At 54.5% G+C, this 13,880-nt stretch carries 14 protein-coding genes; 4 read left to right on the plus strand and 10 right to left on the minus strand.

The window, feature by feature from the left end:
• Positions 1 to 399 precede the first annotated feature (399 nt).
• Positions 400 to 1,113 carry an SDR family oxidoreductase gene (gene bdcA, locus LZ634_RS13400; protein ID WP_234505912.1) on the plus strand — a complete coding sequence of 238 codons (714 nt, stop codon included), beginning with the start codon at positions 400 to 402 and terminating at the stop codon, positions 1,111 to 1,113.
• A 112-nt stretch (positions 1,114 to 1,225) separates the two neighbouring features.
• On the opposite strand, the gene amyA is transcribed toward bdcA, so the two are convergent.
• A complete protein-coding gene (amyA, locus tag LZ634_RS13405; RefSeq protein WP_234505915.1) occupies positions 1,226 to 2,713 on the minus strand; it encodes an alpha-amylase in 1,488 nt (495 codons plus the stop codon).
• Positions 2,714 to 2,834: 121 nt separating this feature from the next.
• On the opposite strand from amyA, the gene LZ634_RS13410 reads away from it, so the two are divergent.
• On the plus strand, positions 2,835 to 3,047 hold the full coding sequence (locus LZ634_RS13410) for a KTSC domain-containing protein (RefSeq protein ID WP_234505918.1): 213 nt from the start codon (positions 2,835 to 2,837) through the stop codon (positions 3,045 to 3,047).
• 96 nt (positions 3,048 to 3,143) lie between these two features.
• Here the strand turns inward: LZ634_RS13410 and uraH are convergent, their stop codons facing one another.
• From uraH to LZ634_RS13425, 3 genes are all read right to left on the minus strand, one after another.
• On the minus strand, positions 3,144 to 3,536 hold the full coding sequence (gene uraH / locus LZ634_RS13415) for a hydroxyisourate hydrolase (protein ID WP_234506180.1): 393 nt from the start codon (positions 3,534 to 3,536) through the stop codon (positions 3,144 to 3,146).
• A gap of 347 nt (positions 3,537 to 3,883) precedes the next feature.
• On the minus strand, positions 3,884 to 4,168 hold the full coding sequence (locus LZ634_RS13420) for a hypothetical protein (protein ID WP_234505921.1): 285 nt from the start codon (positions 4,166 to 4,168) through the stop codon (positions 3,884 to 3,886).
• A gap of 233 nt (positions 4,169 to 4,401) precedes the next feature.
• Positions 4,402 to 6,018: a peptide ABC transporter substrate-binding protein gene (locus LZ634_RS13425; protein ID WP_234505924.1), complete on the minus strand. Its 1,617-nt coding sequence runs from the start codon at positions 6,016 to 6,018 to the stop codon at positions 4,402 to 4,404.
• Positions 6,019 to 6,208: 190 nt separating this feature from the next.
• On the opposite strand from LZ634_RS13425, the gene mpaA reads away from it, so the two are divergent.
• On the plus strand, positions 6,209 to 6,928 hold the full coding sequence (mpaA, locus tag LZ634_RS13430; protein ID WP_234505927.1) for a murein tripeptide amidase MpaA: 720 nt from the start codon (positions 6,209 to 6,211) through the stop codon (positions 6,926 to 6,928).
• On the opposite strand, the gene ycjG is transcribed toward mpaA, so the two are convergent.
• Complete coding sequence (ycjG, locus tag LZ634_RS13435; protein ID WP_234505931.1) at positions 6,919 to 7,884, minus strand: L-Ala-D/L-Glu epimerase; 966 nt, start codon at positions 7,882 to 7,884, stop codon at positions 6,919 to 6,921. The two genes, mpaA and ycjG, sit on opposite strands and share 10 nt — an antisense overlap.
• A gap of 100 nt (positions 7,885 to 7,984) precedes the next feature.
• On the opposite strand from ycjG, the gene tpx reads away from it, so the two are divergent.
• Positions 7,985 to 8,491 carry a thiol peroxidase gene (tpx, locus tag LZ634_RS13440; RefSeq protein WP_234505934.1) on the plus strand — a complete coding sequence of 169 codons (507 nt, stop codon included), beginning with the start codon at positions 7,985 to 7,987 and terminating at the stop codon, positions 8,489 to 8,491.
• Positions 8,492 to 8,544: 53 nt separating this feature from the next.
• Here the strand turns inward: tpx and tyrR are convergent, their stop codons facing one another.
• From tyrR to LZ634_RS13465, 5 genes are all read right to left on the minus strand, one after another.
• Entirely contained in the window at positions 8,545 to 10,086 is a 1,542-nt protein-coding gene (tyrR, locus tag LZ634_RS13445) for a transcriptional regulator TyrR (RefSeq protein ID WP_414467740.1), read from the minus strand.
• A 331-nt stretch (positions 10,087 to 10,417) separates the two neighbouring features.
• Positions 10,418 to 11,122 (minus strand): ABC transporter ATP-binding protein, encoded by a 705-nt coding sequence (locus tag LZ634_RS13450; RefSeq protein WP_234505938.1) that lies wholly within the window; start codon positions 11,120 to 11,122, stop codon positions 10,418 to 10,420.
• On the minus strand, positions 11,109 to 11,945 hold the full coding sequence (locus tag LZ634_RS13455; RefSeq protein ID WP_234505941.1) for an ABC transporter ATP-binding protein: 837 nt from the start codon (positions 11,943 to 11,945) through the stop codon (positions 11,109 to 11,111). Before LZ634_RS13455 ends, LZ634_RS13450 begins: the two co-directional genes overlap by 14 nt.
• Positions 11,938 to 12,771: an ABC transporter permease gene (locus LZ634_RS13460; RefSeq protein WP_234505942.1), complete on the minus strand. Its 834-nt coding sequence runs from the start codon at positions 12,769 to 12,771 to the stop codon at positions 11,938 to 11,940. The genes LZ634_RS13455 and LZ634_RS13460 overlap by 8 nt, the downstream gene beginning before the upstream one ends.
• On the minus strand, positions 12,771 to 13,820 hold the full coding sequence (locus tag LZ634_RS13465; RefSeq protein ID WP_234505944.1) for an ABC transporter permease: 1,050 nt from the start codon (positions 13,818 to 13,820) through the stop codon (positions 12,771 to 12,773). Before LZ634_RS13465 ends, LZ634_RS13460 begins: the two co-directional genes overlap by 1 nt.
• Positions 13,821 to 13,880: the final 60 nt, after the last annotated feature.

Below are 13,880 nucleotides of genomic sequence, written 5' to 3' on the forward strand. Positions count from 1 at the left end.
ATAAGTTGGAGTCATTACCAAAATCTGCAAACACAGGTAATTCATTCTCAGATTGTTCGTTCTTTTCAGTAAGCATGACCGTTAAGGGGTCTGTTGCCTTATTAACGGTTCTCTTCAAACCATGATCGTTGTCTATCCCATTGTTTACAATTAAGAAATACCATACATTGCACATCAAAAATTGACAAGATGGAAACTTATTTTATTGCTGAGAAAATTGCACTCTCTACATAATAACTCCATCCAGAAACCCAATCGGCCAATGAAATTTGGCTACCCCTTAAGCCAGGTACACCAATTTGGCTACTGGCGACCTTGCAGGTCCTCGCGATGATCCTTTATACCTGGTTGATGCCGATGTACCAACAACCCCATGACAATCTCATCAGGAGTTCTCTTATGACCGTATTTAAGCATAAATCCGTACTGGTTTTAGGTGGTAGCCGTGGTATTGGGGCGGCAATCGTTCGACGCTTTGCCTCCGACGGTGCATCGGTGGTTTTCAGCTACGCCGGATCGCGTGAAGCGGCGGAGGAACTGGCAAAGGAGAGCGGCAGCACTGCGGTATTGGCCGATAGTGCCGATCGTGACGCGATAATCAAGCTGGTGAGCGACAGCGGGCCGCTGGATATTCTGGTGATCAACGCCGGGATCATTCTCTTCGGCGATGCGCGCGAGTTGGACAGCGACGACGTCGACCGCCTGTTCCAGATTAATATTCATGCGCCTTATCATGCGGCAGTCGAGGCAGCGCGGCAGATGCCTGCCGGTGGGCGCATTATTGTGATTGGCTCCGTCAACGGCGACCGCATGCCCCTTCCAGGACTCGCCGCCTATGCCGTCAGTAAATCAGCGCTACAGGGGCTTGGACGCGGTCTGGCGCGTGATTTTGGGCCGCTGGGGATTACGGTTAATATCGTACAGCCCGGGCCGATTGATACCGACGCTAATCCGGAGTCAGGCCCGCTAAAAGAACTGATGCACAGCTTTATGGCGATAAAACGCCACGGCAGACCGGAAGAAGTGGCGGGAATGGTAGCGTGGCTTGCCGGGCCGGAAGCCTCTTTTGTTACCGGCGCGATGCACACCATAGATGGTGCGTTTGGGGCGTAACGGAGAGAACGTTAGATTGCGCCGCTGGCCCCGAAGAAAAAGCCAGCAGCGCCATCGATCATTTTGCCACGACGCTCAATGCCCCAGGACTACGCATGATAACCGGGCCAAATCAGAGCACATCTTCCATCACCCACACGCTGACGCTGCCGCCGTTGCAGGTAAAGACCGCGCCGCCCTCTTCGCTGGTCTCGACGATCTCCTCCCGGTTGTTGAGAAAATCTCGCCAGCGCTTATTGCCGTAATTCTCCCCGAGTGTCAGCGTTTTTTTACCCTCATCACCGTTTGAAAGCAGCACAACGCAGCCAGGCATTTCATCCGTTCCGCTACGGCTAAAGGCGATACAGTTTGGGTGATCAAACCATAGCGTCTGCACACCGTGGGCAAACCGTTGGCGCGCGTCAATCAGCTCATGCAGTTGCTCAATGACCGGCATATCAATGGTGTAGGTTTCACCATCGCCGCCGGTATCTTCGTAATGCGCGCCAAACAGATCGGGATAAAATACTGACGGTACCCCGTTTTCGCGCAGCAGGATCAGCGCGTAGGCCAGCGGTTTAAACCAGGCTTCTACCGGCGCTTCCAGCGCCTGGAGCGGCTGCGTATCGTGGTTAGCCACCAGCGTCACCGCATGGAACGGGTCAGCTTCAACCAGCGTGCCGGTGAAAATCTGGCTCATATCGTAATCGCGCCCCATCCGTGACGCTTCGTGAAACTTCAGTTGCAAAGGCGCATCGAACAGCATCGTTTGGCCTTCAACCTGCGCGATATATTGCTGCAATTTATCCACTTCATGGGACCAATACTCGGCGACGATAAACAGCGGCCTGGTCGCCACCTCCTGCACGTGTTCTATCCACTCTTTATAGAACCACGCGGGAATATGTTTCACCGCATCCAGACGAAAGCCGTCGCAGCGGGTTTGCTCCAGCATCCAGCGCGCCCAGTATTTGAGTTCTTCGGTCACCGCGTGGTTGCGAAAATCAATATTTTCACCCATCAGGTAATCAAAGTTGCCCATTTCATCGTCGACCTGATCGTTCCAGCCTTCGCCGGTATAGTCGTTAACGATTTTGAAAATACCGTCTTCATTCGGGTTTTCAATATGGTCGATACCGCTAAAACACTTGTAATCCCAGACAAACTGCGAATATTTCCCCTCGCGGACCGGAAAGTAGTAGCGAGTCCACGCTTCACAGTCGATGATTTCCTCGCCAATCTGAGTGCGATCCTCCGCGTTGACCCGCTGTACGCGGATCCGCTCTTTTTCATCCGCCCCCATTTTGTGGTTGACGACCACGTCCATCAGCACCGCAATGTCGTGCTGTTGCAGCGCGGTAATCGCCTCCAGCAGTTGAGCTTTATCACCATACTTGGTGGCGACCGAACCTTTTTGGTCAAACTCCCCCAGGTCAAACAGATCGTAGCTGTCATAGCCGACGGAATAGCCGCCGGATGCACCTTTAGTGGCAGGCGGCAGCCAGATCATATTGATGCCAATTTCATTCAGGTTCGGGGCAAGCGCCGCCACTTCAGGCCACAATTCGCCGCCTGCGGGATAATACCAATGGAAACATTGTAGTAAGGTGGGATTTCGCATACCTGTTCTCCGTATAAGGCGACAGGAAAACTATAGATGATCCGTCAGTAAGCGTTAAGATAAGCCTTCAGCCGAGTTAGCCCGACAGCGGCTCAAAGATGAAGGGAGTAATGGGATCATCATGCAGCGTCAAGACGTTTCATCATCACGCATTAAATCAATTGGTTATGACGTAAAACAAAAAACTCTCGAAATTGAATTCTTTGGTTTAGGGATTTACCAATACGTCGGGGTCCCGGCCAGGACTTACGAAACATTTTTAACCGTAAAGTCCAAAGGCCGTTTTTATGATGGCGTCATTAAAGATAAATTTCTGTGCAGGAAAATGGATTAAACCGTCTATGAGACTTGCTCAATACACGGTTTAATCTGATAAGGGCTAGCGATTCGGCGGCCTAATAGATAAAAAGCTTTCGCCGCTTAACGTGAATTAACTCCCTTTGTAAGTCGAATACCCATACTGGCTAAGCAAAAGCGGAATATGGAGCTTTTCATTGGTTTTTGTCACGGTAAAGAGTACCGGGACCTCGGGAAAGAAGGACGACAGCTTTTCAGTCTTGAAGTAATTCCCCGTTTTAAACGTCACTCTGTACACGCCAGGTAACATATCCTGGTGTTCAGGGTACAGAGATTTGATCCGGCCATCGCTATCTGTTTTCCCCTGGGCCAGCGTGTCCCAACCGGTTGCCTGCTGTTTTTCCAGGGTGACATCCACATCTTTTGATGGAATGCCCGTTTGTTGGTTCAGTATATGAACACTCAATGTTCCTGTTGGCGCACTGAACGCCAGCGGTGCAAAGAGAGAGGCAGATAACAGAGTCAGGCTGACGATTTTTTGGGTCATTTTTCTTTTCCTGTAGTTGAAATCACAGGGAAATCTTAGCCATCTTATTGATAAATAATATTCAATTTTTTGTTATCAGTTGGTTAATGATTACTCATTAGTTATCTTTAAACTGAAATATAACAGCGAGTTATCTTGAGTCAAAACGTGCCAGTCGAGACTGCGGTTGCATAATCGCATCAGCGATGACCTATGCCATATCGCTGCCGTTCTGGTAGTCGAAAAAACGCTCGCGACCCAGGAACTAAAAAACCGCCTAACGGCAGTATCTCTAAATGACAAAGCCCCGAGTAATCGGGACTCCATCGTTATCATTTTAAAACTCATTAATTTCCGCTAAGGAGCATCTTCGTGATATCACAGCGTGTTAGCGGCTCAGTAATATTCGATTCTTCAAACACATCAACACCATCAAACTTTTGGTGGTTAGCGCCATTCATTGTGGTTACTGAGCGGTCCACGTGGATGAGCTGATAGTTTGGTTGAATACCTTTCCCGGTAATACCTAATCTCACAGCGATAACATCCGGCCTGCTCAACATCTCCAACAACTTCTCCACGAACTCGCTTGGTAGTGAAGAAATATTTCCATTCCAGTTTTTATTGCTCACGATCTCGCTCCAGTTAATTAATTCTATTAACAAAAGCGGTATAAACAATCATGTTCTTAAATACCCCTACCTGGGAACGCAAAAACGCGGGATTAACCGCAAGGCTATATCGTTGAATACGTCATTTATACCGTCAAAAAATGATGTGCTGAGCTAAGGTGAGAAAGAGACAATGGCGCTGTAAGTAGCGCCATTGCTGGTTTTGGATGAGGTCAGATAGAGAATAGATACAACTAGTGCTTAACGATATACATCGTGTGCGTGTACGCCACGTCTTCCGGGTTGGTTATCGGATACCCTTTCAGCCATGGTTTGATTAAGCGACCATTGGTGTACTGGTAAATCGGCGCAATCGGCGCTTTGGCAGCCAGAATTTTTTCCGCTTCGTTATAGTCAGCGTTACGCGCTGCGGCGGTGTTTTCCAGCGCCGCCTGACGAATCACCTTGTCATAGGCCGGTTCGTTAAAGCGTGCAATATTGCCGGTATTGGTTGAAGTCAGCAGCGACAGGAAAGTCGACGGTTCGTTGTAATCCCCAACCCATGACGCACGAATCACATCAAAATTGCCGGTGTTACGGCTGTCAATATAGGTTTTCCATTCCTGATTTTGCAGCTTCACGTCAACGCCGAGATTTTTCTTCCACATCGACGCCACCGCAATGGCAATTTTCTGGTGGTTTTCTGAGGTGTTATACAAAAGCGTCAGCTTCAAAGGACGGTTCGGACCGTAGCCTGCCGCCTGCAGCAGCATTTTAGCCTGCGCATTGAGTTCCGCCTGGCTGCTCTGTTCCAGCGCCGATGGCTGCGGAGTGAAGCCCGCCGTCACGTCAGGTGTTAAACGCCAGGCGGGTTTTTCACCGGTACCCAGTACCTTCTCCGCAATAATCCGCCGGTCGATGGTCATGCTCAGCGCCAGGCGCACACGCGCATCGGCGGTAGGCCCCTTCTGGGTATTAAAGGCGTAGTAATAGGTGCCCAACTGCGCCGGGGTATAGACCTGGCCCGGCAGCTCTTTGAGCAGCTTCTGGTACTGATTTTTCGGGAATGATTCGGTGATGTCGATATCGCCAGCCAGATAGCGTTTAGTGGCCGACGATTCCTGATTAATCGGTACAAAAGTGACTTTCTGAATCACCGTTTTCGCATTATCCCAGTACTGTTTGTTCGGGGTCGCAACCAGTTTTTCGTTAACCACTCGATCCGCCAGAACGTAAGCGCCATTGCCCACCAGCTTACCCGGGCGCGTCCAGTTTATATCGCTTTCAACGTTGGCTTTATTCACCGGGTACAGTGAGAAATTGGCGGTCAGATTCACAAACCACGGCAGCGGTTTATCGAGCTGAACGCGCAGAGTACGCGCATCAACGGCCGTTACGCCCAGAGTCTCTGGCTTAGCTTTGCCATCGATGATGTCCTGCGCGTTAGTGATACCAGCCAGTGCGGCAAACCAGGCAAATGGCGAGGTGGTTTTCGGATCCACCAGACGCTGCCAGCTATAGACGAAATCCTGCGCCGTTACCGGGGTACCGTCTGACCATTTCGCATCGTTACGCAGGGTAAAGGTCCAGATTTTTTGGTCATTGGTCTGCCAGCGGGCGGCAACACCAGGAATAATATTACCGTTGGCATCCTGGTTAACCAGGCCTTCGAACAGATCGCGGATCACCTGAATTTCAGGCAACCCTACTGCTTTAGCGGGATCCAACGAAGCGGGTTCATCTTTGATGTGGCGAACCAGATCTTGCTGTTTTGCCAGCACCGTTCCAGCGGGAACGTCGGCCGCAAACGCGGCAGAACTCAGACCTGAAAGCAACACAGCAAAGCAGGTCAAGGTGAAAGGATACTTCATGACATCCCCTTAAATTAGATAAACCCAAGTAACATAATGGAAATATTATTTGTTTCACTTTCTATAAATGCAAATGTCATATCATAGAAAGTTGATTTATGCCGCCTATTACCGCACAGGAAACTATTTGATTCGCGGCGACTTTTGCACAACACTGCTCAATAACGCACTTCGCATCAGGATTCTTGCTATGTCAGCACTTCGCCCTCGCGCTCAGCGCGGCGCGTTCCCTCAGGGAACACAACACTATGGCCGCTCTCTGCTGGGCGCGCCGCTTATCTGGTTTCCCGCGACGGTTGCCGGCCCGCAAAGTGGGTTGATCATTGCCGGTACCCACGGGGATGAAAACTCCTCCGTGGTGACACTCTCCTGCGCACTGCGGGCATTGGCCCCGGAGCTGCGTCGCCATCACGTGATTCTGGCGGTCAACCCGGACGGCTGTCAGCTTGGGCTGCGGGCGAACGCCAACGGTGTCGATTTAAATCGCAACTTTCCGGCGGCTAACTGGAAAGCGGGCGAGACCGTGTATCGCTGGAACAGCGCCGCAGAGCAGCGCGACGTCGTACTGCTGACCGGCAGCCGCCCGGGATCCGAACCGGAAAGCCGCGGGCTGTGTCAGCTCATCCATCAAATTAACCCGGCGTGGGTGGTGTCATTCCATGACCCACTGGCCTGTATCGAAGATTCCCGTAACAGCGAGCTCGGGCAGTGGTTGTCTAACGCCTTTACGCTGCCTCTGGCCAGCAGCGTGGGCTATGAAACACCCGGTTCGTTTGGCAGCTGGTGTGAGGATATTGGCCTGCACTGTATCACCGCCGAATTCCCGCCGGTCTCCTCTGATGAGGCCAGCGAGAACTATCTCGATGCGATGACGCAGCTATTGCACTGGCAACCTGCTAATCACAAATGAAGCTCACCGCAGGTAAAGCGCAGCGCGGGCTGCGCATCGACGGCGAGCCAGGTTGGGCCATCAAGATCGGCGAATCTGACCTGGGTTGCTAGCGGCAATGCGGCGTCAATCGCCCGAGACGTGCAGAGCATGCAGCCCAGCATCAGCGCAAACCCTTGCGCTTTAGCTTCGGCGGCGAGTGCCAGCGCCTCGGTCAGGCCACCGGTTTTATCGAGCTTGATATTCACCATCTCGTAGCGGCCGCGCAAGACGGGCAAGTCTTCGCGGGTATGGCAGCTTTCATCGGCGCAGATAGGCAGCGGATGAATAAAATTATCCAGCGCCTCATCTTCACCGACCGGCAGCGGTTGTTCCAGCATCGCCACCTTGAGATCGGCCAGTAACTGGCAGCGCGCCGCCAGCCCATCACCACGCCAGGACTCATTGGCATCGACGATAAGCGTGGCCTCAGGCGCCGCTTCCCGAATCGCCACCATGCGCTCGCAGATAAAATGGTTGTCCAGCTTGACCTTTAACAGCGTCGCCCCGCTTTCCCATAGCGCTCTGGCACTGGCAGCCATCTGGTCAGGCGTACCGATAACCACCGTCTGGGCAGTCACCACCGTCGTCGGTAGCACAACACCAAGTTGAGTGACAACGTCACTTTTAACCAGGTGCGCCTCCAGACTCCACAGCGCGCAGTCCACCGCGTTGCGCGCGGCACCTGCAGGGAGCAAGGTCGCTAACTGTTCGCGCGTGATGCCTCGTTCAAGCTGTTCGCCAATCGCCATAATCTGCGCCATTACCGAGGCCAGACTTTCACCATAGCGCGGATACGGCGTGCATTCGCCGATACCTTTCACGCCATCCTGTTCAAGCTCAACCACCACCACCTTTGCTTCGCTGCGGCTACCGCGGGCAATAACAAACGGCGAGTGCAGCGGCCAGGCTTCTTCATAAACGCGCAGCTTTCTCATTTCCACTCCTTTTAGTGAGACGCAAATAGGGTTTGCCGTGTTAACACCTGATGACATACACTAGGGCAGACGTTAACTATATGTAAACAGGAAGATAATCATGTCGCAAACCGTACATTTCCAGGGCAATCCCGTTGCTGTTCAAGGTTCTATCCCGCAGGCTGGCGATAAAGCTCAACCGTTTACGCTGGTGGCAAAAGATCTGTCTGACGTCACCCTCGGCCAGTTCGCTGGTAAACGTAAAGTTCTGAACATTTTCCCAAGCATCGATACCGGCGTTTGCGCGGCATCTGTGCGTAAATTCAACCAACTGGCTGGCGAACTGGCGGATACCGTCGTTCTGTGCGTTTCCGCTGACCTGCCATTTGCCCAATCTCGCTTCTGCGGTGCAGAAGGTCTGAGCAATGTGGTTACTCTGTCCACCCTGCGTGCGCCAGAATTTCTGCAGACCTACGGTGTGGGCATCGCTGATGGCGCCCTGAAAGGCCTGGCGGCACGTGCCGTTGTCGTCATCGATGAAAACGACAATGTCGTTTACAGCGAGCTGGTGAACGAAATCACCAACGAGCCGGACTACGATGCTGCCCTGGCTGCGCTGAAAGCGTAACAACCAGAGCGTCAAAGCAAAACAGCCTCTTCTTAAGAGGCTGTTTTTTTTTATTACTCTTCGCCCTTCTTACTGCTCAGGCCATATTCACGCAGCTTATTTGCAATCGCGGTATGTGAAACGCCCAGGCGTTTTGCCAGCTTACGCGTACTTGGGTAGCTGTGATAAAGCTGAGCCAGCACCGAGCGTTCGAAGCGACGCGTAATGTCATCCAGCGATCCTTCCATCGCCTCTTCACCTACCGCCACGCTGGTGACGTCATTATCCGGCAGCAGCACGTCCTGCGGACGCAGTTCATAGCCCTCAAGCTGGGTCAGCGCACGATACACCGCATTTTTTAACTGGCGTACGTTGCCCGGCCAGCCGTAGCGAGTTAATACCGTATTGAGATCGGCGGCAAGTTTAGGCCGGGAGATCCCCTGCTCATCGGCAAATCGCGCCACAAACAGCTCGGTCAGCGGCATGATGTCCTGTGGACGATCGCGCAGCGGCGGTAAATTGAGAGTCAGGACGTTGAGACGATAGTAGAGATCTTCGCGGAACAGCCCTTTTTGCACCAGTTCAACCAGGTTTTTCTGGGTGGCGCAAATCACGCGGACATCGACATGGACTTCATGATCTTCACCAACGCGACGGAAAGTGCCGTCATTAAGGAAGCGCAGCAGTTTAGTTTGCATACGCGGCGACATTTCACCGATTTCATCCAGCAGTACCGAGCCGCCGTTAGCCTGCTCGAAGAAGCCTTTTTTACCTTCAGCCGCATCGCCAAATAGCTCACTCTCCACCGCATCTTCCGGTATCGAGCCGCAGTTCAGCGCCAGATAGGGTTTTGCCGCTCGTGGGCTGGCTAAATGGCAAGCATGCGCCAGTAAATCTTTACCGGTGCCGGTTTCCCCGATAATCAGCAGCGGTGCGGTCAGCAGCGCCAGCTTGCGCGCCTGATCCACCACCTGACGCATACGTGGGCTGACGCCGACAATCTGGCTGAAAGCGCTAACATCCTGCGTGGTCATGGTTTGCAGTTGACGCCCCATTTTCAGCGTCGAGCGCAGCATCACCACCGCGCCGCCAAGAATACGCGTATCGTCTTCACCGTTCAGGTAGACCGGCGTCGCCTCCAACAGGAAGTTTTGTCCCTGGATGACCACATGCTCGGCGAGTGACTCCACGGAGTCGCTTTCCAGCCAGCGCTGGAAGTTAAAACCGCTAATCAGCTGCGTCACATTGTGGCTGCGCATACGTTCCTGGTTCATGCCGAACAGTTGGCAGCTCGCCGGGTTAGCGCGTTCAATTTTGCTGCGGGTATCCAGCGATAGCACCGGCTCCGGCATCGCTTCCAGCAATGCGCTTAGCGCCAGATGCTCGCGCTCTGAAGGCATCCACGGTACGGTACGGACGTCCGTCACACCGGCAATACGGCGGATCTCCGCCATCAGGCTGCTGAAGCTGGTGAATTCCAGCTCCGCGAAATTAAGATAGATTCGGCCAACAGGGTCGATATCGATTCCGCGCAGGTCAATGCCGCGCAGGACCAGAAGATCGAGCAGTTCACGAGTCAGACCGAGACGGTCTTCACAAAAGACTTCAAGACGCATGGGAGTTTTCACCCTTAAAAGCCAAAGACATATGAATAATAAGACAGTTCTTCGCTGGCGGGAAGATGACTGTCAACAATTATTGACAGTATGGCGGAAAAATCGACTTTGTGCCGTAAAGTTATGCGTTCAAGCAGCGGAAAAGCGCATAGAGCAGCAACCCTCACCCCAACCCTCTCCCTTAAAAAGGGAGAGGGGGCAGATTGTGCCCGTACTTGAGATGATTTTCTCCTCAGCATTGCATGGTAGAAATAGCTACTGAAGCCCAAAAACGCACTAAACGGTCCCCTCGCCCCTCCGGGGGGAGGGTTAGGGTGAGGGGAGCCACAGCTCATCCCATCCGGTGTTCGCCGCGCCCTATCGCATCGCGATCGAAAAAGCGCTGGATCACGCCGTCGGCCATAAACGCTGCCCGGTCAGACATATGGGCAATCACATCCGCATCGTGGCTGACGAGAAGATAGGTCATGCCGTGATCCTGCTTCAGGCGGTTGAGCAGATTGAGGATTTCCGCCTGGACCGACATATCCAGCGCCGAGGTTGGTTCATCCAACAGCAGGATTTTCGGTCTTAGCAGCAGCGCGCGGGCAATGGCCACGCGCTGACGCTGGCCTCCGGAGAGCTGATGCGGGTAGCGACGCACGGCATCTGCGGGCAACCCTACCTGATCCAGCGCGGTACTCACCCGCATTTCGATATCGCCCTCGCCATGAATCTGTAGCGGCTCGGCCAGCGTGCGCCACAAGGTATGGTTCGGGTGCAACGAGGCGTAGGGATCCTGAAAGACCATCTGCACATTACGGCGTAGTTGGCCCTGAAAACGTGTTCCCGCCGTGATCCCCTGTCCGAATAGCGTCACCTGTCCACGCCAGTCGCGCTGTAGCCCGGCGATCACCCGCAGAATCGTCGATTTCCCGCAGCCCGACTCGCCAATCAGGCTGAAGGTTTCGCCGGTCTCTACGTGGAAACTGGCGGCAGAAACCGCCGTTTTATCACCAAAAGTGACCTGTAGCGCCTCGAGACTAACGATTGCCATCTGTCGACTCCTCGAAGCTCTTATTACGGTCAAGCGTGGGTAATCTTTGCCCGTAGGTTTGCGTATTTGGACGGCAGGTCCACAAAGTGCGCGTATAGGGATGCGTGGCCTGCGGTAAATCACCGGCGGCCATCTCATCGACACTGTTGCCCTGGTACATCACCAGAACCCGATGGCAGTGCTGCGCCACCAGCGGTAGATCGTGGCTAATCAGCAGCATTGCCATGTTCCGCTGTTCACATTGCGTCACCAGCAGCTCGAGGATCTGATTACGCAACCGCGCATCCAGCGCCGAAGTAGGTTCGTCAGCAATCAGCACTTGCGGATCGTTGATCAGCGCAATGGCTATCATCACCCGCTGACCCATGCCGCCGGACAGTTCGCCCGGATAGCGCTTCAGCACCTGCACGTCCAGTCCCATCGCCAGTACCGCCGATTCGATTTTTTCCTGCCGCTCGCGGCGGTTCAGGCGCTGGTGCAATGTCAGCGCCTCTTCCAGTTGCGCGCGTACCGTTTTCACCGGGTTGAGCGCATAGCGCGGATCCTGCAACACCATCGCGATATCGTTGCCCCGCAGCGCACGCCAGCCGCGCGCATCCAGGCTCTGCACATCGCGGCCCAGCACGTTCAGCTGGTCAGCGCTGACGATACCCGGTTTGCGTACCAATCCCATCAGCGCGCGCGCAGTCATTGATTTACCGGAACCCGATTCGCCAACCAGCGCCAGCCGCTCGTTGCCGAGCGTAAAGTTCATATTATTGACCACCCGGGAGCCGGGATAATCAATATTCAGTCCCCGTACGGACAGGCGTTGTTCAGTCATGTTGCGGCTCCAGAACGTCACGTAAACCATCGCCCAGCAGGTTAAACGCCAGGCTGGCAATCAGAATCGCGCCCCCTGGTGCGGCGGCAATCCACCACTGGTCAAATATCACCTGCATACCATCGGCTATCATCGCGCCCCACTCTGCCATCGGCGGACGCGCACCGAGCCCGAGGAAACCCAGACCCGCAGCGGCCAGAATAATCCCCGCCAGATCCAGCGCCAGCCGTACGATAGCTGACGGCAGGCACAGCGGCAGAATATGGCCCACCAGCAGGCGTAGACCTCGAATGCCCATCATCTCGGCGGCGGCCAGATAGTCGCTGTGCCGCAGACGCTGAATTTCGCTACGCGCCTGACGTGCGTAGGCAGGCCAGGTGGTCAGCGCCAGCGCCAGTGCGCCGTTAACCAGGCCTGGGCCAAGCATCGCGACAAAAGCAAACGCCAGAATCAGTCGTGGCATCGACATCACCACATCGGTAAAGCGCATCAGAATACGTTCCAGCCAGCCGCCGTAATAACCGGAGAGAACCCCCACCAGCAGGCCGACCGGCAGCGTAATTGCCGTCACCAGCGCCACCAGCCCTAGCGCTGGACGGGTGCCGTAAATCAGTCTGGATAGCAGGTCGCGTCCGAAGCTGTCGGTACCCAGCCAGTGTTGGGCGTTGGGCATTTGCAGGCGCATAGCGGCATCCTGCCAGTTCGGGTCCATCGGTGCGAGCCATGGGGCGAACAGCGCCGTCAGCACCAGTAAGCTGACAATAGCCAACCCGCAGCATGCGGCAGGCGAACGTAGTAGACGACGTAAAAACAGTGACGTTGGCATCAGCTCACCCTCGGGTCGGTCAGCCGCACCAGCACGTCGGTGAGGTTATTAATGAGTACAAAGGAAACACCAATCAGCAGCGTGCCCCCCATAATTGCCGACATATCCCCGGCGAACAGCGCCGTCGTCAGATAACGACCGATACCCGGCCAGGAGAACACCGTCTCAGTCAGCACTGCGCCTTCCAGCATCGAGGTATAGGCCAGCGCAATCACCGTTAACAGCGTGCCGCGAATATTGGGTAGCACGTGGCGCAGCAGAATACTCATCTCTCCCGCCCCTTTGGCGCGGGCCAGCAGAATGTACTCTTTGTTCATCTCGCTGAGGCAGGCAGAGCGCGTCAGGCGCGTAATGCTGGCCATCGAATAGTAGGCCAGCAGCAGCACCGGCAGCACCAGATGGCTGACGGCGTTGCGAAACGCCTCTTTATCGCCGGACAGCCAGGTATCAATCAGCACAAAGCCGGTTTTCGCTTCAATAGTGAACTGATAGATATCATCGAGTCGACCCGGGCCGGAGCTCCACTGGAGCCTGGCGTAAAACAGCGCCAGCATCAGCAGACCGAGCCAGAAAATCGGCACTGAGTTGCCCAGCAGGGTTAAGGTACGCACGGCAAAATCCCATGGCGAACCGGCGTAGCGAGCGCATAGCACGCCGGCAATCACGCCAAGCACGGCGCCAACCACCAGCGCCAGCGTTGCCAGTTCTAAAGTTGCCGGAAACGCGGCCAGCAGGTCATGCAGCACCGGCTGCCCGGTGGCGCTGGCGGTCCCCAGATCGCCGTGGGCCAGATTCAGCAGATAGTGCCAGAACTGCACCGGCAGCGAGCGGTCAAGCCCTAACTGGTGACGGACCTGATCGTAGGTCGACTGGCTGGCGTGGTCGCCGACAATTTGCAGTACACGGTCGACGGGCGATAGCGCCGAGAGGGCAAACGTTACCAGCAGCAGTCCCAACAGGGTCAGTGCCAGCGTGAAAAGTCCCTGAAAGAGCGCAGACAGTAAACGCCGGGTTCGCTGCGCGGTTGGATTAGGTAAAGCGGCGGGCATGGGCATTCCGTATATCAACAATAAAACGAACAGCAGCGGCCCGAAAGCTCACGCCTGCGG

The sequence above is a fragment of the Kluyvera intermedia genome (assembly GCF_021440345.1).
Taxonomy (GTDB): domain Bacteria; phylum Pseudomonadota; class Gammaproteobacteria; order Enterobacterales; family Enterobacteriaceae; genus Kluyvera; species Kluyvera intermedia_A.